The organism is Nonomuraea sp. ZG12 (assembly GCF_052068115.1).
Taxonomy (GTDB): Bacteria; Actinomycetota; Actinomycetes; order Streptosporangiales; family Streptosporangiaceae; genus Nonomuraea.
The window spans coordinates 1-26,111 of sequence record NZ_JBQHCW010000051.1; the positions used below are offsets into that span (position 1 = coordinate 1).

30 protein-coding genes are annotated in these 26,111 nt (G+C 68.8%); 15 read left to right on the plus strand and 15 right to left on the minus strand.

Annotated features, from left to right (window positions below; genetic code table 11):
* Positions 1 to 49 precede the first annotated feature (49 nt).
* Positions 50 to 415: a hypothetical protein gene (locus tag ACTMTF_RS48350; RefSeq protein ID WP_441116854.1), complete on the minus strand. Its 366-nt coding sequence runs from the start codon at positions 413 to 415 to the stop codon at positions 50 to 52.
* A 26-nt stretch (positions 416 to 441) separates the two neighbouring features.
* Between ACTMTF_RS48350 and ACTMTF_RS48355 the strand changes: the two genes are divergently transcribed.
* Positions 442 to 825 carry a Scr1 family TA system antitoxin-like transcriptional regulator gene (locus ACTMTF_RS48355; RefSeq protein WP_441116882.1) on the plus strand — a complete coding sequence of 128 codons (384 nt, stop codon included), beginning with the start codon at positions 442 to 444 and terminating at the stop codon, positions 823 to 825.
* 174 nt (positions 826 to 999) lie between these two features.
* Positions 1,000 to 1,446, plus strand: coding sequence for a hypothetical protein (locus ACTMTF_RS48360; protein WP_441116855.1), 447 nt, complete (start codon positions 1,000 to 1,002; stop codon positions 1,444 to 1,446).
* 14 nt (positions 1,447 to 1,460) lie between these two features.
* On the opposite strand, the gene ACTMTF_RS48365 is transcribed toward ACTMTF_RS48360, so the two are convergent.
* Both ACTMTF_RS48365 and ACTMTF_RS48370 read right to left on the minus strand, forming a co-directional pair.
* Complete coding sequence (locus ACTMTF_RS48365) at positions 1,461 to 3,842, minus strand: ATP-binding protein (protein WP_441116856.1); 2,382 nt, start codon at positions 3,840 to 3,842, stop codon at positions 1,461 to 1,463.
* A 43-nt stretch (positions 3,843 to 3,885) separates the two neighbouring features.
* The gene (locus ACTMTF_RS48370) at positions 3,886 to 4,488 is read right to left on the minus strand and encodes a DUF6879 family protein (RefSeq protein WP_441116857.1); all 603 of its coding nucleotides are present in this window, start codon (positions 4,486 to 4,488) and stop codon (positions 3,886 to 3,888) included.
* Positions 4,489 to 4,910: 422 nt separating this feature from the next.
* On the opposite strand from ACTMTF_RS48370, the gene ACTMTF_RS48375 reads away from it, so the two are divergent.
* Both ACTMTF_RS48375 and ACTMTF_RS48380 read left to right on the plus strand, forming a co-directional pair.
* Positions 4,911 to 5,105 (plus strand): hypothetical protein, encoded by a 195-nt coding sequence (locus ACTMTF_RS48375; protein WP_441116858.1) that lies wholly within the window; start codon positions 4,911 to 4,913, stop codon positions 5,103 to 5,105.
* A complete protein-coding gene (locus tag ACTMTF_RS48380) occupies positions 5,102 to 5,308 on the plus strand; it encodes a hypothetical protein (protein ID WP_441116859.1) in 207 nt (68 codons plus the stop codon). The genes ACTMTF_RS48375 and ACTMTF_RS48380 overlap by 4 nt, the downstream gene beginning before the upstream one ends.
* 317 nt (positions 5,309 to 5,625) lie before the next feature.
* Here ACTMTF_RS48380 and ACTMTF_RS48385 read toward each other — a convergent pair whose 3' ends face one another.
* From ACTMTF_RS48385 to ACTMTF_RS48410, 6 genes are all read right to left on the minus strand, one after another.
* Positions 5,626 to 6,096, minus strand: coding sequence for a DUF6069 family protein (locus tag ACTMTF_RS48385; protein WP_441116860.1), 471 nt, complete (start codon positions 6,094 to 6,096; stop codon positions 5,626 to 5,628).
* A complete protein-coding gene (locus tag ACTMTF_RS48390) occupies positions 6,093 to 6,368 on the minus strand; it encodes a hypothetical protein (protein WP_441116861.1) in 276 nt (91 codons plus the stop codon). Before ACTMTF_RS48390 ends, ACTMTF_RS48385 begins: the two co-directional genes overlap by 4 nt.
* A 5-nt stretch (positions 6,369 to 6,373) precedes the next feature.
* Positions 6,374 to 7,372 carry an RNA polymerase subunit sigma-70 gene (locus ACTMTF_RS48395; protein WP_441116862.1) on the minus strand — a complete coding sequence of 333 codons (999 nt, stop codon included), beginning with the start codon at positions 7,370 to 7,372 and terminating at the stop codon, positions 6,374 to 6,376.
* 277 nt (positions 7,373 to 7,649) lie between these two features.
* A complete protein-coding gene (locus ACTMTF_RS48400; RefSeq protein WP_441116863.1) occupies positions 7,650 to 8,282 on the minus strand; it encodes a TetR/AcrR family transcriptional regulator in 633 nt (210 codons plus the stop codon).
* Between the two features lie 4 nt (positions 8,283 to 8,286).
* Complete coding sequence (locus tag ACTMTF_RS48405) at positions 8,287 to 8,766, minus strand: nuclear transport factor 2 family protein (protein ID WP_441116864.1); 480 nt, start codon at positions 8,764 to 8,766, stop codon at positions 8,287 to 8,289.
* A gap of 127 nt (positions 8,767 to 8,893) precedes the next feature.
* Positions 8,894 to 9,100, minus strand: a complete 207-nt coding sequence (locus tag ACTMTF_RS48410) for a hypothetical protein (protein ID WP_441116884.1) — start codon at positions 9,098 to 9,100, stop codon at positions 8,894 to 8,896.
* Here ACTMTF_RS48410 and ACTMTF_RS48415 point away from each other — a divergent pair.
* Both ACTMTF_RS48415 and ACTMTF_RS48420 read left to right on the plus strand, forming a co-directional pair.
* Complete coding sequence (locus ACTMTF_RS48415) at positions 9,017 to 9,850, plus strand: serine hydrolase domain-containing protein (protein WP_441116883.1); 834 nt, start codon at positions 9,017 to 9,019, stop codon at positions 9,848 to 9,850. The genes ACTMTF_RS48410 and ACTMTF_RS48415 overlap by 84 nt on opposite strands.
* A 33-nt stretch (positions 9,851 to 9,883) precedes the next feature.
* Positions 9,884 to 10,456: a hypothetical protein gene (locus tag ACTMTF_RS48420; protein WP_441116865.1), complete on the plus strand. Its 573-nt coding sequence runs from the start codon at positions 9,884 to 9,886 to the stop codon at positions 10,454 to 10,456.
* A 73-nt stretch (positions 10,457 to 10,529) separates the two neighbouring features.
* Here ACTMTF_RS48420 and ACTMTF_RS48425 read toward each other — a convergent pair whose 3' ends face one another.
* Complete coding sequence (locus tag ACTMTF_RS48425) at positions 10,530 to 11,126, minus strand: TetR/AcrR family transcriptional regulator (protein ID WP_441116866.1); 597 nt, start codon at positions 11,124 to 11,126, stop codon at positions 10,530 to 10,532.
* Between the two features lie 69 nt (positions 11,127 to 11,195).
* Between ACTMTF_RS48425 and ACTMTF_RS48430 the strand changes: the two genes are divergently transcribed.
* Together ACTMTF_RS48430 and ACTMTF_RS48435 are read left to right on the plus strand one after the other, a co-directional pair.
* The gene (locus tag ACTMTF_RS48430; protein WP_397001980.1) at positions 11,196 to 11,579 is read left to right on the plus strand and encodes a nuclear transport factor 2 family protein; all 384 of its coding nucleotides are present in this window, start codon (positions 11,196 to 11,198) and stop codon (positions 11,577 to 11,579) included.
* 66 nt (positions 11,580 to 11,645) lie between these two features.
* Positions 11,646 to 13,244: an AAA family ATPase gene (locus ACTMTF_RS48435; protein WP_441116868.1), complete on the plus strand. Its 1,599-nt coding sequence runs from the start codon at positions 11,646 to 11,648 to the stop codon at positions 13,242 to 13,244.
* A 148-nt stretch (positions 13,245 to 13,392) separates the two neighbouring features.
* On the opposite strand, the gene ACTMTF_RS48440 is transcribed toward ACTMTF_RS48435, so the two are convergent.
* Positions 13,393 to 13,764 (minus strand): DUF5997 family protein, encoded by a 372-nt coding sequence (locus ACTMTF_RS48440; protein ID WP_441116869.1) that lies wholly within the window; start codon positions 13,762 to 13,764, stop codon positions 13,393 to 13,395.
* Positions 13,765 to 13,818: 54 nt separating this feature from the next.
* Between ACTMTF_RS48440 and ACTMTF_RS48445 the strand changes: the two genes are divergently transcribed.
* Positions 13,819 to 14,583 carry a LysR family substrate-binding domain-containing protein gene (locus ACTMTF_RS48445; RefSeq protein WP_441116871.1) on the plus strand — a complete coding sequence of 255 codons (765 nt, stop codon included), beginning with the start codon at positions 13,819 to 13,821 and terminating at the stop codon, positions 14,581 to 14,583.
* A 57-nt stretch (positions 14,584 to 14,640) separates the two neighbouring features.
* Here the strand turns inward: ACTMTF_RS48445 and ACTMTF_RS48450 are convergent, their stop codons facing one another.
* Complete coding sequence (locus tag ACTMTF_RS48450; protein ID WP_441116872.1) at positions 14,641 to 16,326, minus strand: acyl-CoA dehydrogenase family protein; 1,686 nt, start codon at positions 16,324 to 16,326, stop codon at positions 14,641 to 14,643.
* 31 nt (positions 16,327 to 16,357) lie between these two features.
* On the opposite strand from ACTMTF_RS48450, the gene ACTMTF_RS48455 reads away from it, so the two are divergent.
* Positions 16,358 to 17,074: a PaaX family transcriptional regulator C-terminal domain-containing protein gene (locus ACTMTF_RS48455; protein ID WP_441116873.1), complete on the plus strand. Its 717-nt coding sequence runs from the start codon at positions 16,358 to 16,360 to the stop codon at positions 17,072 to 17,074.
* Here ACTMTF_RS48455 and ACTMTF_RS48460 read toward each other — a convergent pair.
* The 3 genes from ACTMTF_RS48460 to ACTMTF_RS48470 form a co-directional block, all read right to left on the minus strand.
* Positions 17,064 to 18,074 carry a hypothetical protein gene (locus ACTMTF_RS48460; protein WP_441116874.1) on the minus strand — a complete coding sequence of 337 codons (1,011 nt, stop codon included), beginning with the start codon at positions 18,072 to 18,074 and terminating at the stop codon, positions 17,064 to 17,066. The genes ACTMTF_RS48455 and ACTMTF_RS48460 overlap by 11 nt on opposite strands.
* 67 nt (positions 18,075 to 18,141) lie before the next feature.
* Entirely contained in the window at positions 18,142 to 19,461 is a 1,320-nt protein-coding gene (locus ACTMTF_RS48465) for a glutamate--cysteine ligase (protein ID WP_441116875.1), read from the minus strand.
* A 114-nt stretch (positions 19,462 to 19,575) separates the two neighbouring features.
* On the minus strand, positions 19,576 to 20,286 hold the full coding sequence (locus ACTMTF_RS48470) for an SDR family oxidoreductase (protein WP_441116876.1): 711 nt from the start codon (positions 20,284 to 20,286) through the stop codon (positions 19,576 to 19,578).
* A gap of 102 nt (positions 20,287 to 20,388) precedes the next feature.
* Here ACTMTF_RS48470 and ACTMTF_RS48475 point away from each other — a divergent pair, with 102 nt between their 5' ends.
* The 5 genes from ACTMTF_RS48475 (at position 20,389) to ACTMTF_RS48495 (ending at position 26,076) form a co-directional block, all read left to right on the plus strand.
* On the plus strand, positions 20,389 to 21,219 hold the full coding sequence (locus ACTMTF_RS48475) for a helix-turn-helix transcriptional regulator (RefSeq protein WP_441116877.1): 831 nt from the start codon (positions 20,389 to 20,391) through the stop codon (positions 21,217 to 21,219).
* A gap of 1 nt (position 21,220) precedes the next feature.
* Positions 21,221 to 22,258 carry a zinc-dependent alcohol dehydrogenase family protein gene (locus tag ACTMTF_RS48480; RefSeq protein WP_441116878.1) on the plus strand — a complete coding sequence of 346 codons (1,038 nt, stop codon included), beginning with the start codon at positions 21,221 to 21,223 and terminating at the stop codon, positions 22,256 to 22,258.
* Between the two features lie 35 nt (positions 22,259 to 22,293).
* Positions 22,294 to 23,262, plus strand: a complete 969-nt coding sequence (locus tag ACTMTF_RS48485) for an aldo/keto reductase (protein WP_441116879.1) — start codon at positions 22,294 to 22,296, stop codon at positions 23,260 to 23,262.
* Between the two features lie 217 nt (positions 23,263 to 23,479).
* Positions 23,480 to 25,300, plus strand: coding sequence for an adenylyl cyclase (locus ACTMTF_RS48490; protein ID WP_441116880.1), 1,821 nt, complete (start codon positions 23,480 to 23,482; stop codon positions 25,298 to 25,300).
* 185 nt (positions 25,301 to 25,485) lie between these two features.
* The gene (locus ACTMTF_RS48495; RefSeq protein ID WP_441116881.1) at positions 25,486 to 26,076 is read left to right on the plus strand and encodes a hypothetical protein; all 591 of its coding nucleotides are present in this window, start codon (positions 25,486 to 25,488) and stop codon (positions 26,074 to 26,076) included.
* Positions 26,077 to 26,111 lie beyond the last annotated feature (35 nt).

Consider the following 26,111-nt stretch of genomic DNA (forward strand, 5'->3'; position numbering starts at 1 on the left):
CGACATCGCCCGCGCAGCACTCGTCCTCACCCATTTCGAGCATGACTACCTACCGGCAATTGGCTGAGATCACCTCACTGTGACGTAGAAGATCACGTACTGGCCGTGGGGCGTCGGACCTGCCGAGACCCTCGCCGACGCTGGCCAGCCCTTTTCGCACCTTGGTGACTTTGAACGAGAGCTCGCCATCCCGGACCGTGTCCCCGATACCGGCCGGCTTGGGCTCGCTGACCTTCTCCATGTCCTCCGTGAAGTCCTCCAGGATCTCCTTGGAGTGTTCGGTCAGTTCCTCGTCGGCCAGCTCGGCGGTGGGTGCGGGCGTGCTGTCGAAGGCGTTCGCGAACGGCCTGGGCTCGGGCTTGTTCGAGTTGGCGACGACCCCGATGAGGGCCAGCAGGCCCACGAACCCGAGCACCAGGTAGATGGCGGAATCGTTCTCGGCTGAAAAGGCATCCTGTATCGCCGGTTGGCAATGACTTTGTGACCCGACGTCAGCTGGAACACCTGATCACCCTGACCGAGAACAAATGGTTCACCGTCCAACTCCTCCCGTACGCCGCCCGGTGTACGGCAGTCCTGGTGGGCTCGGCTCTCTTGGCTCAGGAAAACGGAGTGCCGATCGCCGCCTACGTCGAATCAGCCGTCCACGGTCGCGTCGCCTTGCGACACCGAGCAACCGGACACCGACCCGTGGGTTCTCCGCCGCGCCGTCCGGGACAAGTTCGTCGTAGGCGCGAAAACCGGCATCGTTCGACTTCTAGCGTCAGCGACCATGCGGCCCTCGGCGACCCACCGGGGGCCGCACCGATGGCGAAGCAGCTTTAGACAGGGGCACACCAGGGCTCAGGCGAGCCGGTACTTCCGTCTGATCAAGGCTGCCTCCTTCAAACGTTGGATCAGTCACCTGCTGACCGGTTCGCGGCGGAAGGTCAAGCGTGCTGGAGATCGGCTGGAATCTCAGGCCTACTTATCCGTGGCCTCCAGCGTCAGAATTGCCTCATGAGTGAACGGCGTCGTTCCACTTGGCTGATCTTCGCGTCAACAGGTATCGCCCTGGGTGTCTTGAGCGTCTTCTTCCTGCGGATCGGCACGGCCCGGGCCGGTGAATGGGCGCAGATCATCGGCACTTTCGCGGGAATCGCCGGCCTCGGCGTGACCGTCTACAGCGTGGTGCTCATGCGCCGCACGACCCCCGCGCCATCGAAGGAAACACCGGGATCTGTCCGAAACGCCTTGAGCGGCGACGTCAACGGGGACATCATCCAGGCGCGTGACATCGGCGCATCGCCGGACGCCGAGGGTGACCGTCCCGCCTCCGCAGGAGGAACGACAGCGAACGAGATCAGAGCCGGCACGATCACCGGCTTCGTCATACAGGCTCGCGACATCGAAGATCCCGGCGCCATGCGGACGAACCCCTCCGGAGCTGCGGAACAGCATGAGTAGCGCGCGGGTGACGCTCACGAGCGATGCCTCAACGCCTCATCGATGCGGGCGCGAGCGGCCACGGCGTCCATGTCCTCGAACCCGGAAAGTATCTCCCGTGCTCTCAGCGCACTGTCCCGAGCCCCGGCGTCGTCGCCCGTCCCCCACCGCGCGAATGCGAGATGACTGAGCGACATGCCCGTCAACCAGTGGAGACCCACGCCGTCGAATGTCTTGACCGCGCCCCCATGGAAGCCGGCCGCGTCCTGAAAACGGCCCAGAGCCTGGTACGCCTCACCGGCGACATCCCATGCCTGCGCCTCGCGCACCCGGTCGGCGATCCTGCGGTGGAGGTTCGCGGAGCGCTGCGATGAGACGAGCGCGGACTCGGGCCGGTCCATCAGCAACTGCACCTTTCCCAGCTCGATGAACCAGTACGCCTCCCACACATGGTTCCTGGCCTCCTGCGCGATGCTCAGCGCGCCCTCTATGGCGGTCAGTGCGTCGGCGCCCCGTCCGGTGCGGCGTCTGATGGCGCTCAGCACACGAAGGGCGTTTCCCTCGCCGCCACGTTCGCCCGCCGCCCTGAAGATCTGCAGGGCCTGGTGCACCAGCTCCTCAGCTTCGCCGAGATGTCCCAGCTCGGCTCTGGCCTCGGCGAGGTTCGTGGTGGCCACGGCCTTCCAATGGTCATGTCCTTCGTTGCCGAAGATGCTACGGCTGCCTTCGAACATCTCCAGCGCCTCGCGCAGCCGGCGGCCCCTGAAGCGTACGATCCCGATGTCATTGAGGGACAGTCCCACGTCGATCTGCGTGCCTGTCTCCTGCCGTATCGCCAGCGCCGCTCGATGGAACTCCTCGCCGCGCCGGAAGTCGTGACGCTGTGTGAAGGCCATTCCGAGACCTTCGAGAAGACTCGCCTCGGACTGCCGGTCGGCCATGGCGCGTGCGGCCGTCAGGCCGAGCCGACTGGTTTCGATCCAATCCTCGAACGCGTTGAAACGCATGTAGATGTTGCGAAGAGTGACGGCGAGCCTTGCCGTGAGCTCGTGCATGTCCAGCCCGGCAGCGCTCCGAACCGCCGCCCGCAGATTGAATTTCTCCAGCTCATACCAGTCGACGGCCGCTTCATAACCGGGGAACCCGGGCGGCTCCACGCCAGAGTCAAGTGCCGGGAGAACGGCGGCCTCTTCCATCGGGTTGATCCATCCCGTAGCCGCCTGCGCCGTATACGCGTACCAGAGAATCACGCGGTTCATCAGCGTCACCGACGTCTCACGGCTGTCTTCCGCCGACATCTGGTCCGCGGCATAACTGCGGAGCAGATCATGCAGTTGGAACCGATCGGGTCCCGACTGCTCGACCAGGTGCGCCCCCACCAGGACGTCCAGCGAATGGCGTACACGTGCCCTGTTCTCTCCCGTCAGGGCGGCGATCACGCTACTGGAGAATTCAGGCCCCGGATGCGCCGAGAGTCTTCGGAACAGTTCCGCCGCGTCCGGTGGAAGTGCTTTGTAGGACCACGCGAACACGCTGCGAACAGCGTCGTCCTCGTCATCCGTGGTGAGAGCGCCCCAGAGGGTGGATTCGCCCCTCAGTTCGTCGATGAGCTCGGACAGTTCCATCCATGGCCTGCTCACCGCACGTTCCGCGGCGACTCTCAAGGCCAGGGGAAGACGTGCGCAGAGACGAGCCAGGTCAGTCAGCCGGGCATCCTCATCATGTGGCCGGTATCTTGTCATGGCATTTCTGAGGAGCCTTACCGAGTCTTCTTCCGACAGCAGCCCCAGCGTTATCCGAAGTGCGCCGTCGCGCACCATCAGGCTCGAAAGCCTGCTCCGGCTGGTGACGATGACCAGGGACTCTCGCGTACCGGGGATCAGCGGCCTGACCTGACCGGCCGACATCGCATTGTCCAGGACGATGAGCATGCGCCGGCCGGCCAGCAGGGAACGATACAGGGCCGCACGGTCGTCAAGCTCGGCGGGAATCGATTCGCGAGGCACGCCCAAGGCCGACAGAAACCTTTCGAGCGCGTTCTGTGGCGTTACGGGCAAGCCTGGATCATAGCCACGAAGATTGATGTAAAGGCTGCCCTCGGCGAAGGTTCTGCGCATCGTGTGCGCCCATCGCAGGGCAAGCGCGGTCTTCCCCACTCCCGCTGTTCCCGCGATGATGAGCAGCGATATTCCGGGGGAACCATCAGCTCTCGGTACGATTTCGGTCTCGAGTCGCTGAAGTTCGGCCTCCCGGTTGACGAATCCGGAGACGTCACTTGGCAGCTGCTGGGGCCTGGGCATGCCGTCGCCGGATCGGTGGAAGTGGATTCCGCCACTGATATCACGCGCCTGGACGATATCGGCTGCGGAACCTGACATCTCGGAATGGGTGGTTCCATCGGGCGGGTCATTACTCACCTGACATCACTTCATGTGGGTGCTCACCGTCCGCGAGTGATGTTCACTCGGGGAACGCGAGATCGACCGGATAGTCCTCGAACGGAATCGATCGGGCCAGGATTTCTTCGGATATGCTCACGAGCTCGGATATGACCGCCGGATCGGAGACCATGTCCGCATGGAGAAACAGACCGTCGTCCGAGTAGTTGAGAAAGAACGCAAGGGACCGGTCGAATATCGTGTAATCGGTCAGGTCGTAGCGGAGATCGAGGTCCGCGATCATCGCCTGGTTGACGATGTAGATCTTCTCTCCCTCCTCCGCGTTGAGCCTGAAATGCGCAAGCTCCCACCTCAGATAGCTGCTGAGCGGGTCCTCGATGACACGGAGCCGATAGAAGGCCGCCTCCCGATCATCGAATATCTTCTTGAAGTCTCGCTGGGCCGCGCGGTCTTCCTCGATGAGCTCGAGCGCCCTGCCCATGTCACCGGCGGCGAAGGCCTCCCAGCTGGGGTTTCCTGGCTCCTGAAAGGTCTGGCGTCGCTCCAGTTTGTAAACGCGCCCGGTCACACCCCGACTGGCCTCCCTGAATTTCCGCCGGAAGGCATCGGGGAGAAGCCGAGCCGTGATGAGGTCAGGACGAGGAGGAAAAACAAGGCAGCTCATACGTCCGGCAGATCTCTCTTCGCGGCGATCAGGGTGCGACGCGTCACGATGACCACTCGCTCATACGGCGCGCAGTGAACGCCTTCGGGAAGACGGTTTCTTACCTGCTCTGTGACGTCTGTCCCGATGACGGCAAAAGCTCCATTGTCCAGCTCCCATATGTCCGGACAGGTATCTCTTCCCGAGGTTTCTCCTCTTTGCCTGGGACTCAGCCCCACCCGGCGAGCGAAGTCGAACATGAGACCCCTTTCCCTGCTTAATTGAGCGCGATCATACCCTAGGGATAAGCACCGGAATACTAGCGGGCGATTGAGAGTCCCATGCCCTTTCATTACGGGCGGATCATATAGCGACATAGAGTTTTGCAGGAAAGTAGACTTTGCCACGTCTGTGTTGCGGTGGCGGGGGCGACCGCGAGTGCCGTGCCGTTCGCGAAGGAGATCACCCCGCTGGAGGTGGACAAGATCCAGCACGACAGCGACATGCTCAGGGAGCCCTGCGTGCTCTTCGTGGCATGCACCCGGGCCAGGGAGGCCCTGCACGTGTCGTGGAGCGGGACTCCGAGCCCGTTCCTGCCGGTCAGTCCTCCGCCGGAAGGCGCAGAGCGCCACTGGTGAGACCGTCGCGGGCCGGCGGGGCTGCCTGCTCGCCCAGCGCACCCGGCCGCATCGCCGGGCGCAGGCCGGTCAGGCAGCCCGGCGCCGAAGGTAGGGCGCTGGCCTCCTCAGAGGAGGTCGCTGACAGCGAGATCATCGAGCACTATCCGCACGGTCCGTACGGGTGCGGGGCCGACCTGGCTCGGGCGGCCGATCTGGGATGACGGCCCGGCACCAGCAGATCGAGATCCCGTGGGTGGCCCGCCGCTTGCAGCACCACCTGCACTCGGTGGCCCGAACATCATCCAGGCGCGTGACATCGGACGGCGGCGACGTCCCGCCTCCGGAGAAGGAACGACAGCGAACGAGATCAAGGGCGGCCGAGCCGCCTTGCCGGCCTCCCACGTCACAACCAGCGCTCCCTGCCCCGCCGGCTACAGCGTGGCAGCCTCCGGCACGCGTAGGTGTCAGGGCTCGGCTGCGAGCGTGTGCCGGCGTGCCTTGAGCCTGACGTCGACCCCGCGTGCCGGCGGGATCTTCATCACGCAAGGGGTCGTCCATCGGTCCGGGTGCGGAGGCTTCGCGCCAAAGTGGGGATCATCACCGCCGCAGGGACGAGGTGCAGCCCGCAGAGGGCGGTGGTGGTGGCGGTGTTCGCTCCGGAGAGGAAGGGCGGGACCAGCGAGATCGCGGTCAGCGACACTGCCGTCCACACGAATCGCTCGGCGGGGCGAGCGCTCCAGCGATGAAGAGCGACGGCGATGACGATGCCCACGACCGAGAAGAAGCCGGTCACCACGGCGAACCCGGACAACGGGATCGTCTCGCCACCATCGGGGATCTCGAAGTCGACGCCGACGGCCTGGGCAAGCGCAGCGGCGAGGGTGGTGGCCGCCATCGCCGCGAGCGTGGCGATGAAGCCGGTGCCGGCGAGCCCGCGGATTCGGTGGGTATGGCTGGTCCGGCCCGGTGCCGGATCTGCGACGCCCCCGGTGTCATTCAGGCTGTTCATGTCGTTCCTCCATCATTCGGTGGCTGGGACGTGACGGTCCTGGCCCTGGGGGTGAGGATGCGCACCCGCGCCGTGCGACGGCCGGGGTTCCGCAGGGCGCGGACGCCGGTGCCGCGAAGCCAGAACCCGGCGTCGCGTCCGAGGACCGGCCCGGGTTCGCCGTCGCGCAGCTCCAGCTGCACCCGCCCGCAGGTGACGACGCCGAACGCGTCGCACCATTCCGCCGCGACCACCTCGACACGCGCGCCACCGCGCAGCGCGAGCGTCCGCACCGGGACTACTCCGTGCCGTCCGCCGGCAGGCGCTCCGGCAGCCCGAGCCGCGGGAACCGGTCGTCGTGGAACGTGACGATCTCGGTGATCGCGCCGCCGGTGACACGCAGGACGTCGATCGTCAGCGGCAGGTACGCGCCCTCCCGCTGCTGCCAGAGGTAGAAGGCGACGGCAGGCTGCCGGTTCACGGAGGTGCGGATGGCACGCAGGCCCTTCATGCCCTCGAAGCCGCTCTCGACCCAGTCGTTCACCACCGCGTCGCGGCCGACGTACAGGCCCGGCGTGGGCGGCATCGAGCAGCGGACGTCGTCCCGCAGCAGTGCGGCGAGCCCGTCGATGTCCGTGGCCACGCTGGCGTCGGTATAGCGGCGCACCAGCTCGCGCGTCCCGGCGTCCTCCTCGCCGCCGGTCCAGTCCTGCCGCTCTGCGGGCAGGTGCTCCCGCATGCCGGCGCGGGCCCGCTGCAGCGCGCTGTTCACGGAGTTGACGGAGTCCCCGAGGAGCTCCGCGACGTCCTTCGCGGGCCAGCCGAGCACGTCCCGCAGGATCAGCACGGCCCGCGGGCGCGGCGCGAGGTGCTGGACCGCGACCAGGTACGCCAGCTCGATCGTCTCCCGCGCGACGGCGACGGTCTCCGGCTCGTCCGCGTCGCCCGCGGGCAGTTCGTCGAGCAGCCGGTCCGGGTAGGGCTGCAGCCACAGCACCTCGCCGCCCGTCGCAGGCTCCGGGTGAACCTTGGCGAGCAGGTCAAGGCAGGCGTTGGTGGCGATCCGGTACAGCCAGGCCCGGAACGTCGACCGCCCCTCGAAGGTCTCCCGCCGCCGCCAGGCACGCAGGAACGTCTCCTGCACGGTGTCCTCGGCGTCCTCGAACGACCCGAGCATCCGGTAGCAGTGCACGTGCAGCTCCCGCCGGTGCCGCTCCGCCAGCCCCGAGAACGCCGGCTCGTCGACCTCGCCCAGCCCGCTCACGCCCAACTCCTCCAGCCGCATGTCCGCACTCATCACGTCATCCTTCCGCCTCGTCGTGTCCCGTCGTAGGTATGACGGGTGCGGGCGCGACAACTCATCACCCCGAGAGCCCGCAGGTGGACGGTGCTGCGACCCGGCCTACAGCCCCGGTCGGCCACTCGCCAGCTCTGCGCTGTCTATCGCGGGATCAGGGATGGGCGCCGTACACGCGCGCGCGTGGCGGCAGCAGCCGCCCGAAGGTCATTGATCGTCACACATCACGATCACCGGGCGGCTGTTCTACGTTACGAGCACCGCCGATCCACACAGATCACGATCTCCGACTGCCGTACTGATCCGGACGGCAGGCCAGAGAGGAAAGGATGATCTCCCGTGCCGCGCGGACCGTGGCCGCGAAGGCGGCCGGATCCCGGCCGATGCGTTCGGCGCCCGCGCGCATGACACCGGACAGCAGCTCCACCGCGAGGTGCACGTCACCGACGTCCCGGAACTCTCCCCGCGCGATGCCGTCCCGGACGACGTTCTCCACCTCGACCACGATCACATGGAAGGGGCTGTCCGGCCCTTTCGGCACTTCGGTGACCGGCCGACCGGAGCCCGGCCGGAACATCAGCTGCATGGCCTGATCCGTGGACGCCTCCAGGACCGCCTCGATGATCTCCCGCATCCGCGCCGCGGCCGGGTCCGAAGACCGCGCGGCGATCGCGGCCACCCGCTCGACGGCGGGCCGGCCCGCCCGCCGTGTCAGCGCCAGTACCAGGGCGCTCTTGTCGCGAGCGTAGTTGTACAGCGTGTTGCGCGCGAGCCCCGCCCGAGCCGCGATGTGGCCCATGTTGATCGACTCGTAGTCGCGTTCGAGCAGCAGTTGCCGCATCGCCTCGGCGAGGTCGGCCCACACCATCTCGTGGTGCTCCTCGATGCTGGCTCCCCTGATCCGCGGCATCCGATCATTCTCCTCCGGCTGCGGCTTCCCTCTCGCCCCGGGCCTGCGGCTGCGCGTTCTCCTGGTACGTCGCGGTGAGCTTCACGCGGTTGAGGCGCCAGCCGTCCGCCGTACGGACCGCCTCGTTGTCGTAGAAGCCGACCACCAGCCAGCGACCGGGTCCACCGCCGGCGGGCTCGGCCGGGAGCCAGTGTTCGGCGCGTACGTGCGCATGGATCGTCGCGCTGTCGCCGTCGATGTCGATGACGTGGCCGGTGATGGCATGGTGCGTTGCCGCGTAGGGCGCGAAGGCGGTACGGAGGATTTCCAGGTAATCGCCGAGCGGCATGGTCGTTGGCGGAATGCCGGCGACGGACTCGAAGTCGAGCGTCAACGGGTCGGTGAAGACGAGGCCGGGCAGCTTGGTGAACTCCTTCAGGTCGGCTATGTCGGCATATCGGCCGAGCAGTTCGATGAGATCGGCCCGATCAATGAGCGCCTTCATCAGAAGCCCTCTCCATTCACTACGGCGACGAAGAGCGTTCGTTCTGCCGCGCTCGTGATGGCGCTTGTCAGAACTCCGCCTTTACGCGACAACTTGTCGCAAACGTTACGACGTTCCGTCGCCAAAATCAAGCCATGGACGCCTCCCGCGAGATGCCGCGCCGGCTGACGGCACGGGTCACTCGGCTGGGCGAGAAGCTCCCCCTTGGGTCGCCGTCGTCCTGCAACTCGTCGCCGAGGGCGAGATCTCGCTGGACGACACGGTCCAGCGGCACCTGCCCGGCCTGCTGCCGGGCAGTTTCCCGCCTGTCGAGATCGGGCAGTTGCTCAACCACACCAGCGGGCTGCCCTCACCCAAGATCGGCGACAGCTTCGAGTGGGTCTACGCCACCAGGTTCAAGAAGTGGACGCCGCAGGAGTACGTCGGCGAAGCCGTACGGAACCCGATGGAGTTCGCCCCGGGCACGCAGCAGCACTACGTCGACATGAACACGTTCGTCGCGGGGCTGCTCATCGAGAAGGTCACCGGCCGGTCCTACGAGCACGAGGTGACCACCCGGATCCTCAATCCCCTCGGCATGCGGAACAGCCACCTGCCGGGCGACTCGATCCGCATCCGCGGCCGGCACAACCACGGCTACCAGGTCGTACCGAAGGGCTTCCAGAACGCCATCGAGTACGGCCGCCAGTATGTCGTGGACATGACCGTGAGCAGATCCACCTCCACCTGGGCCTCCGGTGACCTGATCTCCACCACCGCCGGTCTGGAGACGTTCATCAAGGCCCTGTTCGGCGGCAAGGTGGTCCCGTCGGCGGAGCTTGTGCACATGTTCACGGTGCCGCAGGTGCCCACGTACGGCACCGGCGATCCCGCCATGCACACCTCGGGCATGTCCAGGTTGGAGCTGCCCGGTGGCATCGTTGCCTACGGCAAGACCGGCGCCCGGTACGGCAGCACAGCCGGCATCGGCGCCACCCGCGACCTGAGCCATACGATCGTGTACGCGGTCAACTCCACCGACGCCAAGGCCGTGGGCCAGAATCAGCGCTGCATGGGCATCGTGCTCGCGGCCTTCGCCCAGTGAACTTTCTTCGGGCCTGGCGCATCAGAGCTGGGTATGACGAGAATGCGCGTATTTGCCGTCCTGTCCGCGCTGTCCTTTGCCACCGCTCTGACAGCGACCCCCGCCCAGGCGGCGGAGCGCCCGGCCTGCCCCGTCCCGACCAAGGCGGAGGCGAAGCGATCGTCCGATGCCAAGACCGACAAGCCGCCGAGGGGCGCCGCCGCCATCAAGGGAGTCCGCGTCAACCACATCCCGAAGGGCTTCGCGTACGGCGGGGTCAGCGTCAACAAGCACGACGGCATCACCGAGTACGGCTACCAGTGGCGTGATGCCCGCTCCGAGGAGAGCCGCAAGCATCGGTCGCTGTGGGTCAGGGTGGTGTGCTGGCCGAAGGCGAGCAAGTTGACACAGCTCAAGAACGCGCCGTTCGGCATGGGGACGTTCTCCGGTAGCACGAAGATCATGAAGATCGGTGGCCGGCAGGTGCTCACGCAGGTGGGCGACGGCGCGCTGGGCCACGGCCGGTATGTGGGCTGGGTCGAGCGCAAGGGCCTCGTCGTCACCGTGATGGGCAGCCGGCCCCTCGTGCCGGAACTGGCAAAGATCATCAAGGGCATCGAGCTCTGAGCCGACCAACTCCGCTGTCCAGGCTTCGTGATCAGGCGGGTGTCCGGTTTCGCAGGGCCATGGGGACGCGGGTTCAGGGCTCGTGGGCGCCGTACACGCGCAGGATGCTGTGGCGCAGCGCCGTCGCCGCCTGCGCGGTGGTCATGCGGCCGGCGGCGACCTCGCCGCCGGCCGCATGACCGAGCGCGATGGCCGCGGAGACCAGCCAGGCCGGGCTGAGGGTGCCGTCGAACTCGCCGGCGGCCTGGCCGCGCCTGATCAGGCTCTCCAGGCGCTCGATGACCGGCGCATGCCGGCGGTCGGAGTCCGCCGGGTCGGCGGCGGCCGCCGAGGGGTGCAAGAGCAGCGGATACCGGTCGAACAGCCTCCAGGTGACGTCCAGCCAGCGCAGCAGCGCGTCCCCGGCGGTGCCGCTGTCCACGTCGGCGGCGTCGAGGGCGGCGACGGCTTCGGCGGTGATGTGGTCGATGACCGCGGCCACCAGCTGCGGCCGGGACGGGTAGTGGGCGTACACGGTCTGGCGGGTGACGCCGGCTGCTGCCGCGACCTGCTCCACCTTCGCGTCCGGCTGCCGGCCGAGCACCTGGACGGCGGCGTCGAGCACGGCGGCGGCGCTGCGCTCGGCGTCCGAACGCCGCCGGCGGCGCCGGGCACCTGTTATCTCTGACACGTTGTCTAATCTAGCATCGAGCATTAACGTAGACACTGCGTCAAAGATAAGTCGATCCTGGGAGATCACATGACACCCCGCACCGATCTGACCGGCTACCTGGTCCGTTATCCGCAGGAGGCGGGGCTGGGCGACGAGGATCCCGCGACCGTGCTGGACCGCTACCACACGCCCGACTACGAGCTGGTCAACGACGGTGTACGGCTGGACCGGAAACGGCTGCTCGACCACATCCGCCCGGCCCGCAAGCGGGCCGCCGGTCTGCGGGTCGAGGTGGACCAGGCGCTGGTGGACGATGACCAGGTCGCCGCCCGGTACCGGCTCATCGCGGAGCTGCGTAAGGGCGGCACCATCACCACCGAGATCTACATGTTCGGGGAGCTGGCCGCCGACGGTCGGCTGCGCCGCGCCATCCAGGCCACCCGGACGATCTCATCCGAAGAAGCACGTTGAGCAGTGCCTCGGCGGTCTTGACGCGAATCTTGTTACCGGAACAGCGCGTGATGACACTATGTAACCATGCGCCCACCTCGAGCGAGATACTTCAACACCACCGGCCCCTGCGGCCCACAGCACCACTACATGCTGTCCCCCACGCAGCGGCTCCCGCAGGCGCGCGTACTCATCGAGATGGATCGTTACTTCGTGCTGCACGCCCCTCGGCAGACCGGGAAGACGACCGCGCTGCGTACCCTGGCGTCCGAGCTCACCGCCGAAGGCGACACCGCCGCCCTGATGCTCTCCTGCGAGCGGGCCAAGGCAGCCGGCGACGACTACGCCACCGCGGAGTCACTTCTGCTGGATTCCCTCCGCGACGCCGCAGCGCGGTCGGGCTGGCCAGAGAAACTGCTGCCACCGGATCCCTGGCCGCAGGTCACACCGGGCAGCCGGTTCGGTTCGGCGCTGAGCGAGTGGTGCCGTCGCTGCCCGCGCCGGGTGGTGCTGTTCCTCGACGAGATCGACGCCCTGCAGGGCAACAGTATGGTCAGCATTCTCAGCCAGCTCCGCGACGGTCACAACGCGCGGCATGAGCGCCACCCATTCCCCGCGTCTGTAGTGCTGTGCGGGTTGCGCAACGTGCGTGACTACAAGGTCGCCTCGGGCGGCGATCCCGGTCAGTCAAATCCGGCCAGCCCGTTCAACATCATCGCCGAGTCTCTGCGCCTCGGCGACTTCACCGCCGATGAGATCTCCGAGCTGTACGACCAGCACACGCAGGCGACCGGCCAGGATTTCATCAAGAACGCGGTGGACCGGGTGTTCGAGCTGACGCAGGGACAACCGTGGCTGGTCAACGCCCTTGCCCATGAGATCACCTTCAAGATGGGAGTGACCGGGACCATCACCGCCGGGCAGGTGGACGAGGCCAAGGAGCGGTTGATCCGGGCGCGCGCCACCCATCTCGACGCGCTGGTGGCCCGGTTGTACGAGCCCCGGGTCAAGCGGGTGATCGAGCCCGTGGTGGCCGGGTCGTTCCCCAATGTCGACCCCACCTTCTCCGACGCACTGTCGTACGTCCGCGATCTAGGCCTGATCAAACAGAGACCTCCCTTGGAGGTGGCGAACCCGATCTATCGGGAGGTCATCCTGCGGGTGCTGGGCGACCCGGCGGAACAGTACGTGATGGCCGATCCGCGCAGCTTCGTGCTGCCCGACGGCCGTTTCGACCTGGACCGTCTACTGCGAGAGTTCGTCGTGTTCTGGCGCGAGCACGGCGAGGTGCTCATCCGACAGGAGGGCTACCACGAGGCCGCCTGCCAGATCATCCTCATGGCCTTCCTGCACCGGCTGGTCAACGGCGGCGGCCAGCTCGACCGCGAGTACGCCGCAGGCACCAAGCGCCTGGACGTGCTGATCCGCTGGCCCTACACCGGCCCGGACGGCGAGCGGCTAATGCAGCGGGAGGCGATGGAGCTGAAGGTATGGCGGGCCGACCGGGACGACCCCGTGCGCGACGGTCTCGCCCAGCTCGACGGGTATCTGGACCGGCTCAGCCTCACCACCGGCGTGCTGGTGGTCTTCGACCGGCGCCCCGAGGCCCCGCCCTGGAAGGAACGCGGAAGTTTCGAGCAGGCGACCACTCCGTCCGGCCGCCAGGTGACCCTTCTGCGTGCCTGACGGCCCCGCCAGGTGAGGAGCCTGCCGTAGGTGGTACCGGTGGCCGCCGTGCGCAGGCCGGGAGCGACCGGCCGATCCAGCGAGGCTGGACGCGGGCCGCCACCGACGTTTTCAGGAAACGACGTGGCGTACGTCGGCCTGGGACGGGCTAGCGCTGGTTGAGGCGCTGGGCTTCCTTGCGGACCTCGGCCTGGATGGAGCGCTCGTGCTCGAGCCACGCGGGGTTCTCCGCCTTCAGGGCGTCGATCTCGGCGGTGGTGAGGGGGTTGGTGATCCCGCCTCTGATCAGGCCGGAAACGGACACGCCGAGCTTCGCGGCGACGACCTGCTTGGGGTGTGGGCCGTTGCGGCGCAGGTCGGCGAGCCAGGCGGGGGGCGTCGCCTGCAGTGCGTTCAGCTCGCTCCTGGAGACGACGCCCTCCTGGAACTCGGCGGGAGTGGCCGAGAGGAGGATGCCCAGCTTCTTGGCCGCGGTCGCGGGCTTCATCGTCTGGGTCGTCTTGGATTTGAGCGAGGTCATGGGTCCAGGGTAGTCAGTAAGAAACGGTTCTCCGCACATCGGTACCCTGGCGGGGTGACTCATGAGGAGAGCGGCAGGGTGTTCCGGCTGGCGTACCCGCCCGGGGTGACGCCCGCGAAGTGGGTCAGCGTCTGGGCCGAGAGGCTGCCGGAGGTGCCGCTCACCTTGGTCGCGGTTCCCGCCGCCGAAGTGGAGGGGCTGCTGCGGAGCGGAGGCGCTGACGCCGGATTCGTCCGGTTGCCGGTCGACCGTGACGGGCTGAGCGTGATTCCGCTCTATGTGGAGACCACGGTGGTCGTGGTGCCGAAGGATCACGCGGTGACCGCGGCCGACGAGGTGACCGTCGCCGACCTGGCCGACGAAGAGGTGTTCCACCCGCTGGACGACGCCATCGAGTGGACGGCTCGCCCCGGGTTGCCCGCGTTCGAGCGGCCGGCCACGACGGCGGACGCGGTTCAGCTGGTGGCGGGCGGGGCCGGGCTGCTGCTGGTTCCGCAGTCGCTGGCGCGGCTCCATGACCGCCGGGACCTGACCTATCGGCCGGTGCCGGACGCACCGGAGTCGCAGGTGGCGCTGGCCTGGCTCACGAACGAGACGACTGACCTGGTGGAGGATTTCATCGGTATCGTCCGCGGCCGTACCGCGAACAGCTCGCGTGGCCGTACTCCCGCATCTCCTGTGGAGAAGCAGGTGCAGAAGCAAGCGGTGCAGAAGCCGGCGCGGCGGCAGGCCGGGAAGCCGAGCCAGGGCGGCTCCGGAAGCCGGGCAGTCCCGGCAGGCCGGGGCAAGAGCGGCAAGAAGGGCCGCCGGCCCCGGTGACCTGACGGGCCGATCATCTGCCCTGGCGGGACAGACCTCCCGCCAGGACCGCGTGGATCAGAGCGAAAGGGCCCCACGGACGAGGTCGTCGAAGTGGTCCAGGTCTTCGGCGGGGCGGTCCAGGCCGCGGAGCGGGCCGTGGTCGGCCAGGTGGGCGTCGGCGTAGAGGCGGGCGACCAGGGCCTTGCGGGAGCCGTGGCCCGCGCGCTCCTCCCACCCGGCCTGCTCCACCAGCAGCGCGGCGGCGTACACGTCGGCCATGAACTGGGCCAGCGGGTACAGCCGGGCCTCGGCCACGGCCGGGTCGAGCGAGGTCCAGGCGGTGATCGCCTTGCGCAGGTCGTCGACGCGGCCCCGTACCAGTGACCAGTCGCCCGAGGGGGCCAGGTCCACGGCGGCGGCCAGCCGCTCCAGGAACGGCTCGTGGGCGTTCTCCTTCACCATCGCCCGGCGTACGTCGAGGCAGAGGATGTTGTCGCCGCCCTCCCAGATGGGGTTGACCTGGGCATCGCGCAGGAGCCGGGCCACCGGCCACTGCTCGATGTAGCCGTTGCCGCCGTGCACCTCGACGGCGTCGCTCGCCGCGGTGACGCCCAACCGCGCCGCGCGGAGCTTGACCAGGGCGGGGGCGAGGCGGAGCCGGGGGCCGAGGTGGCCGTCGAAGACCAGCGCCTGCACGGCCTCGACCTCGACGATCAGCTCGGCCAGCTTGCGGCGCATGAGCGGCTGGTCGGCCAGCGGCCGGCCGAACGCCTCGCGGGCCCGGGCGTAGCAGAGGGACTCCACCAGGGCGCGGCGGGCGACGCCGAGTCCCATCATGGCCACGCCGAGCCGGGAGGAGTTGGTGAGCTTCATCATGGTGCCGAGCCCGGAGCCGGACCCCGGCCCGGCGAGCAGGAACGCCTCGGCGTCGGCGAACTCGACCTCGGCGGAGGCCACGGAACGGGTGCCGAGCTTGTCCTTGAGCCGCCTGATCCGCACCCCGTTGCGGCTGCCGTCGCGGCGCTCCCACAGCACCAGGAACGGCGCGACGGAGTCTTCGTGCCGGGCCAGCACCACGAAGGCGGAGCCGTTGGCGTTGGAGGCGAACCACTTGAAGCCGGTCAGGAGCCAGGAGTCGCCGTCCGGGACGGCCCACGCCTCCAGCGCGGCCAGGTCGGAGCCGCCGGTCCGCTCGGTGAACATCTGCGCGGCCTCGCCGGAGTAGTCGCCGTTGGCGAAGATCTCCCGCACCCGCTCCTTGACGTCGTCGGGCGCGTACCGCTCGGCCAGGGAGACGACCATGTCACCGCCGGTGCCGAGCGCGCAGCCCATGCCGATGTCGGCCTGGTCGAGCAGGTAGGTCCAGGCGGCGCCGAGCGCGGCGGGGTTCGCGCCGTGGGCGCGGGCCTGCTCGGCGAAGGCCGGCGAGGTGAAGTTGTCGGCCATGAGCGCCTGCCTGGCCGTGTGGAACGACGGCGGCATGACGACCTCGCTGATGTCGCGCCCCCATTTGTCGTACTTCTCCAGCCGGGGTGGGTTCGCATCCGTCTGTTCCGCACAGTCGGCGATCAGCCCGCCCGTCAGGGCGCCCAGCCGGTCGAGGTGCGGCTCGGCCCAGGCGTAGCCGTCACCGAGGTGGCGGCGCATGAGCAGGCGCAGCGACGGGTCGCAACGCCACCAGTTGCGCCCGGCGGCGCCCTGGTAGCGCTCGGTGGCGTAACGGTCGCTGCGGTCGAACGGTTCGGTGAGATAGCGCCCCATACCCCGGAGTGTTACATATAATCGACACGCGATGGAAGAGCGTAATGGACTGAGTGCCCGGTCGGCCGTGCTCAGCGCGCTGCTGGGCAGCCACCCGCCGAGCCTGTCGGCCCGTCATCTGGTGCGCATCGGCGCGCTGTTCGGCATCGCCGAGGGCACGGTGCGGGTGGCGCTGTCGCGGATGGTGGCCGCGGGCGACCTGAGCCAGGCCGACGGCCGCTACACGCTGTCGGAGCGGCTGGTCGAGCGGCAGAGCAGACAGGACGAGAGCCGCGCCCCGCACACCAGGCCGTGGGACGGCACGTGGGAGATCGCCGTCGTCACCGCGGAGCGGCGCGCCCCCGCCGACCGGGCGGCGCTCCGGCACACCATGGCCGCGTTGCGGCTGGCCGAGCTGCGCGAGGGCACCTGGATGCGCCCGGCCAACCTGGTGCGCGAGTGGCCGGAAACCGTCATCGGGCAGTGCACGCTGATCGACGGCCGCCCCCACGCCGACCCCACGGCGCTGCTGTGGGACCTGGACGGGTGGGCGGCCGAGGCACGCGCGCTGGAGCGTTCGCTCGACCGGGCGGACGGGCTGGCCGAGGGCTTCCTGGTGTCGGCCGCGGTGCTGCGCCACCTGCTGGCCGACCCGCTGCTGCCCGAGGCGCTGTTGCCGCCGGACTGGCCGGGCGGCGAGCTACGGGCCCGCTACGACGACTTCGACCGCCGCTATCGTGAGGTGCTGCACCGGCATCTCAGAGGCTGACGCCGAAGACCACCCTCTTCCCCTTGAACTCGGTGACGCTCCACACCTTGCTTCCCAGCGCGGTCAGGTCCTCCGGCCCGATCGGGAACGGCCGCGCGGCGAACTCCCCTCCGGAGTGGACCAGCAGCTTGCCGTTGGCGGTGCTGCCCGCGGCCTGGCTCAAATACCACGTGCCGTTGTGCGAGATCGCTCCCTGGACCTTCTTCTGGCCCATCACGTAGGCGTCCCTGGGCACGCCGTCCGTCAGGTCCAGGTTCCACCGGGCGACCCGGCCGGTGGTCTCGTCGTCCACGTACTCGCCGGAGATCAGCGTGTGCGGTGTGGTGGTGCGGTCGACGCCGACGAAGGAGAAGCGGGCGCCCTTCGTGACGACCTGCCAGGCGTCCGTCTGCGGGATGACGTACCTGTAGCCGAAGGCGTGGAACTTGCCCCCGTGGCGGCCGATCCGTTCCGGGTCGCCCAGGTCGCCCTGCTTCGAGCGCAGGTCGAGCACCTTGGTCAGGTCGAAGACCCGCAGTCCCCTCGTGGTGTCGGCCACGTACAGCAGGTGACCGTAGCAGGCGACGCCGCCGGCGTGGATGTCGATCGGCCGGTAGGAGCCGTCAGGCTTGGCCTCGACCAGCAGCGCGTTGCGGTACTTCAGGGTCTGGGGGCTGAGGAAGGAGACCCTGATCCCCCGCTCCCCCGCCTCCGGCCGGTAGTACCAGGTGACGACGAAGACCGGCACGCTGAGTGAGCCGGAGTCCTCGCCGCAGGTGAGCCCTTGCGGATACCAGTCGACGGTCTCCTGGTCGCCGCCGTCGAAGGCGTACCACTCGCTGGGCCTGGCCATCGAGCCGAACGCGGCGGGCGCCCCCTTGCGCACCGCGTTCCTGTTGGCCTCGGCCAGCACCGTCTCCACGGTCGCGGCGTCGAGCTCACCGGCCAGCTTCGCCGCCCCCTCGGCCAGGGTGCCGGTCGCCTGTCGTAAGGTGAACGGCGCCACATCCGTCGGAACCATACCTATCCCCCAGTCGTTTCGGTCCTCTGCTTAGGTCTGACGACCGGGAGGCCGTAATGGTTGCGGGTTACGGCCACAGGTGAACCGGCAATCCGGACAGCGCGAGTTCGCGGTAGCGCCGCACCAGCCGCTCCCTGTCGCCGCCGAACGCCTCCAGCGTCTCCCGCTGCCACACCGCTCCGGTACGGCCCAGCCGGGTCCGCTGCTCGATGATCTCGAAGGCGTCGTTCACGTCCTTGACCGCCACCCCGGCCGCCAGCAGCGCGGCCCGCGACTCGGGCAGCAGGCTGAGCACCAGGTCCGCGGCGCTGAGCTCGCCGTCCCTGCCCGGCCAGGAGAGCTTGGCGTCCAGCCCGTGCATGGCCGCGTGGTAGAAGTTCTGGTACGCCTCCGCGAAGCGGTATCCGGTCAGGTCGCGCTCCGCCTGCGCCAGCGTGAGCCCGAGCAGGAACGCCGTGTTGGCCGTCATGTCCGCGCACGAGGGGCCGGCGGGCAGCGCGCGCATCTCGATGCGCAGGTGGCCGCCGCCGGCCGGGTCGAAGACGGGCCTGTTCCACTGCCAGATCGTGCCCTGGTGCAGGCGGAGCTGGGGAACGTCGCCCGGCTCGCCACCGTCGCTGAGATCGGGCACGACCGGGTCGTAGTCGTTCACGTACCTCTCGAAGATCTCGTACGCGCCCTCGCGCACCCAGTCGGAGCCGAAGGTGACCCGGCCGTCCTTGCGGTAGAGCCGTTCCACGTCCCGGTCGTCGGCGGCCTCCTCGAACAGCGCGATCCTGGTCTCCTCCCACAGCGTCCGGCCGAGGAAGAGCGGCGAGTTCCCGCAGACGGCCAGGACCGGGCCGATGGCGAGCTGGGCGGCGTTGAACAGCCGGGCGAACCGGTCCGGCGGGGTGCGCAGGTGGACCTGCCAGGAGGTGTTGGCGCTCTCCAGGATCACGTTCTCCACCGAGAGCTCCAGGTCGTCGATCTTCACCAGGAACGGCTCCAGCCGCAGCCGCCGGATGCCCCTGCTCAGCGCCTCGTAACGGTTCTCGTCGCTGATGGCGTCGGCGGTGAAGTCCTCGGTGTTCAACGTGGGCAGAATCCCGATGGGCAGCGCCCCGCCTCCTTCGACGGCCGCGTCCACCTTGCGGAGGGTCTCCTGGATCTCCGCGCCGAGCCGTTGGAAGGACGGCCCGGCCAGCGGCAGCGGGGTGAGGTTGACCTCCAGGTTGAAGCGGCCCAGCTCCAGCACCACGCGCGGGTCGTCGAGCGCCTCGCGCACCTCGGCGTTGCGGGGCAGCGGCCGGCCCGCCTCGTCCACGAGGAACAGCTCCAGCTCGGCCCCGATGGTCATCGGGCCCTCACCGAAGCCGGGCCTGTCGAGCAGCTCGCGCAGCACCACGAGCTGTTCGTGAAGCCGCTCCCCGAATTGGAAGAATTCTGTCTCAGAAAATCGTGCTTTATTTAGATCCCGTCCCATCCCCCCTCTCTGTCCTGGGGAAAGACTTTGACACCTTCACCAGGGCAGTTGTCCGTCATCCTGGACGAAAGCGCCGCTGGGCCCGTCGGCGTCGAGCGTCGCCAGCCGCACCGCGATCGCCGCACCCTGCTCGGGTGTGCGGAACCCGGTGTGCGCGTTCAGGTCGGTGGCGCAGTAGCCGGGGTTCGCGGCGTTCACCTTGATCGGGGTGTCCCACAGCTCCTTGGCGTAGATGGCGGTGAGCATGTTGAGCGCGGACTTGGAGGAGTTGTAGGCCAGAAAGTGGTGCGGCCAGAACGGGCTGTCCGGATCCACCGCCATCGTCACCGAGCCGAGCTCGGACGACATGTTCACGATCCTGGCGGCGGGCGACCGGCGCAGCAGCGGCAGCATCGCGTTGGTCACGGTCACCACGCCGAACACGTTCACCTCGTAGGTCTCCCGCAGCGTGGCCGCCGAGGTGGCGCTGGGCCGCGGATCGTCCTGCGGCACGGCGACCCCGGCGTTGTTGACCAGGATGTCGAGCGCGCCGTACTCCCGCTCGATCCACTTGGCCGCGGCCTGGACACTGGCCTCGTCCGTCACGTCGAGCCGGACGTACGGCCGGCCGAGCCGTTCGGCGGCGGCCCGCCCGCGCTCCTCGTCGCGCGCTCCCACGATGGCGGTGATGCCCCGCTCGCCGAGCTGCCGCGCCACCTCGTAACCGATTCCCTTGTTGGCGCCTGTGATGAGCGCTGTCGTCGTCATGCCTCCCACGCTGGTGCGGCCGGGAGACGGGCGGGAGAGACCTGCGGAGGCTGGGATCAGCGGTACCACCCACGCCGATACGACATGACGGACAATGAGCCCATGAACCGCGACGAGCTGGCCGAATTCCTCCGCAACAGGCGAGCCCGCGTCACGCCCAGGGACGTCGCGCTGCCCGAGGCCGGGCAGCGCCGCACGCCCGGCCTGCGCAGGCAGGAGGTCGCCCAGCTCGCCGGCATGTCGATCGACTACTACATCCGGCTGGAGCAGGCCCGCGGCCCGCACCCGTCACACCAGGTGATCAACGCGCTGGCCCGCGCGCTGATGCTCGACCAGGACGAGCGGGCCCACCTGTTCCGCCTGGCCGGGCAGCCGCTCGACGCGCCCAGGATCAGGTCCGACGTGCCGCAGGGCACCCTGCACCTGCTCGGCTATCTGGAGGAGGTGGCCGCCTACGTGCTCAACCCCAGGTATGACCTCCTCGCCTGGAACCCGCTGGCCGGCGCCCTTCTGGGCGGCCTCGACGCGCGGCCCCGCGACGACCTGAACGTCATCCGCTGGGTCTTCCGCTCCCCCGACATCGCCGAGCACCTGGACGACGAGGAGCGGGGCCGTTTCGCCCGCACCTCCGTCGCCGACCTGCGCGTCGCGGCGGGCCGCTACCCCGACGACGCCGGCCTTCAGGCACTGGTCGCGGAGATGCTCGCGCTCAGCCCCGACTTCGCCAGGGTGTGGGCCGAGCACGAGGTCGCGCCGCGCAGGGAGCAGCGCAAGCGCGTCACCCATCCCCTGGTCGGCCTGATCGAGGTGATCTGCCAGGTCATGCAGGTGCCCGACCGCGACGACCTGCGCCTGGTCCTCTACACCGCCGAGCCAGGCTCCCCCTCCCACCAGGCCTTGCGCGAGCTGCGGGAATTGACCCTAAGCTCATGAGATGCGAGCGGTAGCCTTTGACATCTTCGGTGGAGAGCTCGACGTGCGCGAGCTGCCCGACCCGTCCCCCGCCCCGCACGGGGCGATCATCAGGGTCGAGGCGACAGGGCTGTGCCGCAGCGACTGGCACGCCTGGCAGGGGCACGATCCAGACATCCGGGTCATGCCGCATGTCCCGGGCCACGAGCTGGCGGGCGTCGTCGAAGCGGTCGGCTCCGACGTGCGCGGGTGGCTGCCCGGCGCGCGGGTGACGGTCCCGTTCGTCTGCGCCTGCGGATCGTGTACGGCCTGCGCCGCCGGCGAACAGCAGGTGTGCGAACGGCAGACACAGCCCGGCTTCACCCATTGGGGCTCCTACGCCGAGCTCGTGGCGATCGACCACGCCGACGTCAACCTCATCACGCTCCCCGAGGACATGTCATACGTCACCGCGGCCGGCCTCGGCTGCCGCTTCGCCACCGCCTTCCGCGCCGTGTCGCAGGTCGGCCGGGTGGCGCCGGGCGAGTGGGTGGCCGTACACGGCTGTGGGGGTGTCGGCCTGTCCGCGATCATGATCGCGAGCGCGGCCGGGGCGCGGGTGGTGGCCGTCGACATCAGCACCGACGCGCTGCACCTGGCCGAGGAGGCGGGCGCCACGCACTTCGTCGACGGCTCGGCGGGCGACGCCGCCGCCCAGGTCAGAGAGCTGACCAGGGGTGGCGCGCACACCTCGATCGACGCTCTGGGCAGCCCGCAGACCTGCGCCGCCTCGGTCGAGAGCCTGCGCCGGCGCGGCCGGCACGTGCAGGTCGGCCTGCTGCCGGGCGGGGCGACGCCGGTGCCGATGGACCGGGTGGTCGCGCTGGAGCTGCGGCTGCTGGGGAGCCACGGGATGGCCGCGCACGCGTACCCGCCGATGATGGAGATGATCAGAGCCGGCCTCCTGCACCCGGATCAGCTCGTCACCAGGACCATCGGCCTCGGCGACGCCGGCAAGGCGCTGGCGGGGATCGGCTCCGTCCCGGGCGTCACCATGATCACCCCTCAGTATCCCCACTGAGAGTCCACCCTTTTCCCGGTCATATGGTGGGCGATATGGACTACACGCGACTGGGTAACAGCGGATTGCACGTCTCTCGCATCTGCTTGGGGATGATGAGCTTCGGCGATCCGGCCAAGCAGGAGTGGGCGCTGCCCGAGGACCAGGCGGAGCCGATCATCCGGCGGGCGGCCGACGCCGGCGTCACCTTCTTCGACACCGCCGACGTCTACAGCTCCGGCGCCAGCGAGACCGTCACCGGCAACGTGCTGCGCAGGATCTTCCCCCGCCGCGACGACTACGTGCTGGCCACCAAGGTGTTCTTCCCGATGGGCAAGGGACGCAACGATCGCGGCCTGTCCCGCAAGCACGTTCACGCCGCCATCGACGACTCGCTGCGGCGGCTCGGCACCGACCACGTGGACCTGTACCAGATCCACCGCTGGGACCCCGAGACGCCGATCGAGGAGACGATGGAGGCGCTGCACGAGGTCGTCAAGGCGGGCAAGGCGCGCTACATCGGCGCGTCGACCATGTGGGCATGGCAGTTCGCCAAGGCGCAGCACGCCGCCGAGCGGCATGGCTGGACCAAGTTCGTATCCATGCAGAACCACTACAACCTGCTGTACCGCGAGGAGGAGCGCGAGATGCTTCCCCTCTGCGCGGACCAGGGTGTGGGTGTGATCCCGTGGAGCCCGCTGGCGCGCGGCGTGCTCGCTCGCGCCGGGTCCGACGCCGCCACGGCCAGGACGGGCTCGGACAAGCGGATCGACTTCCTGTACGAGCCCGAGGGCGACCGGCTGATCGTGGACCGGGTGGCGGAGCTGTCCCGCGAACGGGACCTGCCCGCCGCCCAGGTCGCGCTGGCCTGGCTGCTCCACCAGTCGGCCGTCACGGCGCCGATCGTGGGGGCGACCAAGGATCGGCACGTGGACGACGCGGTGGCGGCCGTGGGGGTGACGCTCTCGGAGAAGGAGCTCGCTTTCCTGGCGGAGCCGTACACGGCTCGTGAGGTGCGGTTCTAGCGGTTCTTCTCGTGGAGGCGGTTCGCCGCCTCCACGAACCTCGTTCGCGGCCCTTGTGATCGGATCCGTCACACGATAGAAACAGGCGACACGAGAGAGCGCTCTCTCGCGGGTCCGGCGGCGTCCGGGCCAGGCGCTGCGCACGCAGTGGAAAGGACGAACCGCAATGGCGACCCACCCCCCTGGCACTACGAGGCGACGTTTACGGATCCGCCGGGTGTCCACGATCGGTCTCGTACTGGCGACCGCCCTCATGACGACGGGCACGCCCGCAACCGCCGCCACACCGCCCCACCGCGCCCCCGATCTCGGGCCGCACGTCACCGTCTTCGAGCCCGGCATGCCCGTCGCCGAGATCCAGGCGACCCTCGACGCCGCGCACGCCGCCCAGGTCGACAACGAGATGGGCGCCACCCGCCACGCCTACCTCTTCAAGCCCGGCACGTACGGCACCGCCGAGCAGCCGCTCCAGATCAAGGTCGGCTACTACACCGAGATCTCCGGCCTCGGCGCCTCACCCACCGACGTCGTCATCAACGGCAAGGTCGAGGTCTACAACCGCTGCCTGGCGGACGGCGGCACCGCCAACTGCCTCGCGCTGGTCAACTTCTGGCGCACCCTGTCCAACCTGTCGATCAACGTCAACGCGGCCGGCCAGGACGGCTGCAGGTCGACGGCGAACATCTGGGCCGTCTCCCAGGCGGTGTCCATGCGCCGGCTCAACGTCACCGGCGGCACCCTGTCGCTCATGGACTACTGCACCGCCGGCCCGCAGTACGCCAGCGGCGGTTTCATCGCCGACTCCAAACTGCCGGCCGTCACCAACGGCTCGCAGCAGCAGTGGCTGATCCGCGACAGCGAGGTCGCCGGCTGGTCGAACGCCGTGTGGAACCAGGTCTTCGCCGGCGTCGTCGGCGCACCGGACGACACCGCGTTCCCGACCCCGCCGTACACCACGCTCGACACCACCCCCGTCAGCAGGGAGAAGCCCTACCTGTACGCCGACGCGCGGGGCGGGTACCACGTGCACGTGCCCGCCGCCCGGAAGGGCACCCGTGGCGTCTCGTGGGCCGACGGCATGACGCCGGGCCGTACGCTGCCGATCCGCGACTTCTTCGTCGCCAAGCCGTCGGACTCGGTGCACGTCATCAACCAGCAACTCGCTCGGGGCAAGAACCTGCTGCTCACGCCCGGCGTGTACGACATCGCGCGGAGCATCGAGGTCAAGCGCCCGGACACGGTCGTCCTCGGCCTCGGGCACGCCACGCTCACCGCCGTACGCGGCTCGACCCCGCTCGTCGTCGCCGACGTGCCGGGCGTCGTCGTCGCCGGCGTGACCATCGACGCGGGTCTCCACACGTCACGGGTGCTGTTGAGGGTCGGTACGAAGCACGGCCATCACCGGAGCTCGCCGAACAACCCGACGACCCTGTCCGACGTCTACTTCCGGGTCGGCGGCCCGCACGTCGGCAAGACCGGCACCGCGCTCGAGGTCAACAGCGACCACGTGCTCATCGACCACGCCTGGGTGTGGCGCGCCGACCACGGCGTCGAGGGCTTCACCGACACCCAGCGCTGGAACACCAACACCGGCCGCAACGGCGTCGTCGTCAACGGCGACCACGTGACCGCGACCGGCCTGTTCGTCGAGCACTTCCAGCAGTACAACACCATCTGGAACGGCGAGCACGGCACGACGATCCTCTACCAGAACGAACTGCCGTACGACCCGCCTGCCCAGGCCGACTGGATGAACGGCGACGTCGAGGGCTGGGCCGGCTACAAGGTCGGCGACCGGGTCAGGACGCACAACCTGTACGGCGCCGGTGTCTACGTCTTCAACCAGAACAACCCGGAGATCCACACCGAGAACGGCTTCGAGGCGCCGTCAAGGCCGGGCGTCAAACTGCACCACATCATGACCGTCAACCTCAACGCCGGAACGATCGACCACGTCGTCAACGGCGTGGGCGAGGCGGCCGACACCACCAAGGTGGGCGTACCGGTGTACATCACCGACTACCCACCGGCCCCGTAGCCCCGGCGGGCCGGACCCTGCGGGGTCCGGCCCCGCCCTGGTCAACCCTGCTACTGCGCGGCGATCTGCTCGAGCTCCGCCGCCAGCGAGCCGACCCGTCACCAGGTCGCCGATCCACCCGTCCGGGGAGCCACTTCACCCTGCCGGGGGAGCCGCGGTATTCGCAGGTCGGACACCATGAACGCATGGCGATCAAGCTGATGCACAAGGTGCCGGCCACCAGCGACACCGAACGACCCGCCCCTCGCTGGGCGCTCCGGCTGGCCTACGCGCTGCCGCTGTTGTTGCTGCCGTCGTGCCTGTGGCGGCTGCCGTTCGCGTTCCACTTCGAGATGGGCCAGATCAACGACATGTCCATGCCCGGCCTGGCGATCTCCATCCCGTACGTATTCGGGCTCAGCATCCTGACCGAGGTAGCCGCGCTTGCAGCGATCGGCCTGGTCAGCCGGTGGGGTGAGACTGTCCCCACCTGGGTCCCGATCGTCGGTGGCAGGCGCATCCCGCCGATGCTGGTGGTCATCCCCGCCACGATCGGCGGTCTGATCCTGACCATGGTGACGGTGATGATGGGACTCACCTGGTTCGGGGCCATCGAAGGGACCCCGTACGAGAACATCTGGTGGGAGGCGCTGGCCAAGACCGCCATCACCCCGGTCGCTCTGTGGGGCCCGATCATGCTCGCGCTGACCGCTGCCTACCACGCGCGCCGCCGCCTCGGAGATGAAGCCGGGCACGGCCCGCGTCAGGTCACGTCTTCCCGGAGTCCCAGGAGCTAGCACCGAAGGTGCGCAGCAGGACGATCAGCGCGGCC

Excerpts from the sequence above, each read along its gene's own strand:
- ACTMTF_RS48360 (WP_441116855.1), top strand. The coding sequence starts at position 1,000 with ATGAGTGAACGGCGTCGTTCCACTTGGCTGATCTTCGCGTCAACAGGT.
- ACTMTF_RS48400 (WP_441116863.1), bottom strand. The coding sequence starts at position 8,282 with ATGCCGCGGATCAGGGGAGCCAGCATCGAGGAGCACCACGAGATGGTG.
- ACTMTF_RS48480 (WP_441116878.1), top strand. The coding sequence starts at position 21,221 with ATGCGAGCGGTAGCCTTTGACATCTTCGGTGGAGAGCTCGACGTGCGC.
- ACTMTF_RS48385 (WP_441116860.1), bottom strand. The coding sequence starts at position 6,096 with ATGAACAGCCTGAATGACACCGGGGGCGTCGCAGATCCGGCACCGGGC.
- ACTMTF_RS48420 (WP_441116865.1), top strand. The coding sequence starts at position 9,884 with ATGACGAGAATGCGCGTATTTGCCGTCCTGTCCGCGCTGTCCTTTGCC.
- ACTMTF_RS48495 (WP_441116881.1), top strand. The coding sequence starts at position 25,486 with ATGGCGATCAAGCTGATGCACAAGGTGCCGGCCACCAGCGACACCGAA.
- ACTMTF_RS48470 (WP_441116876.1), bottom strand. The coding sequence starts at position 20,286 with ATGACGACGACAGCGCTCATCACAGGCGCCAACAAGGGAATCGGTTAC.
- ACTMTF_RS48450 (WP_441116872.1), bottom strand. The coding sequence starts at position 16,326 with ATGGGGCGCTATCTCACCGAACCGTTCGACCGCAGCGACCGTTACGCC.
- ACTMTF_RS48435 (WP_441116868.1), top strand. The coding sequence starts at position 11,646 with ATGCGCCCACCTCGAGCGAGATACTTCAACACCACCGGCCCCTGCGGC.
- ACTMTF_RS48440 (WP_441116869.1), bottom strand. The coding sequence starts at position 13,764 with ATGACCTCGCTCAAATCCAAGACGACCCAGACGATGAAGCCCGCGACC.
- ACTMTF_RS48370 (WP_441116857.1), bottom strand. The coding sequence starts at position 4,488 with ATGAGCTGCCTTGTTTTTCCTCCTCGTCCTGACCTCATCACGGCTCGG.
- ACTMTF_RS48455 (WP_441116873.1), top strand. The coding sequence starts at position 16,358 with ATGGAAGAGCGTAATGGACTGAGTGCCCGGTCGGCCGTGCTCAGCGCG.
- ACTMTF_RS48475 (WP_441116877.1), top strand. The coding sequence starts at position 20,389 with ATGAACCGCGACGAGCTGGCCGAATTCCTCCGCAACAGGCGAGCCCGC.
- ACTMTF_RS48430 (WP_397001980.1), top strand. The coding sequence starts at position 11,196 with ATGACACCCCGCACCGATCTGACCGGCTACCTGGTCCGTTATCCGCAG.
- ACTMTF_RS48395 (WP_441116862.1), bottom strand. The coding sequence starts at position 7,372 with ATGAGTGCGGACATGCGGCTGGAGGAGTTGGGCGTGAGCGGGCTGGGC.
- ACTMTF_RS48485 (WP_441116879.1), top strand. The coding sequence starts at position 22,294 with ATGGACTACACGCGACTGGGTAACAGCGGATTGCACGTCTCTCGCATC.
- ACTMTF_RS48405 (WP_441116864.1), bottom strand. The coding sequence starts at position 8,766 with ATGAAGGCGCTCATTGATCGGGCCGATCTCATCGAACTGCTCGGCCGA.
- ACTMTF_RS48460 (WP_441116874.1), bottom strand. The coding sequence starts at position 18,074 with ATGGTTCCGACGGATGTGGCGCCGTTCACCTTACGACAGGCGACCGGC.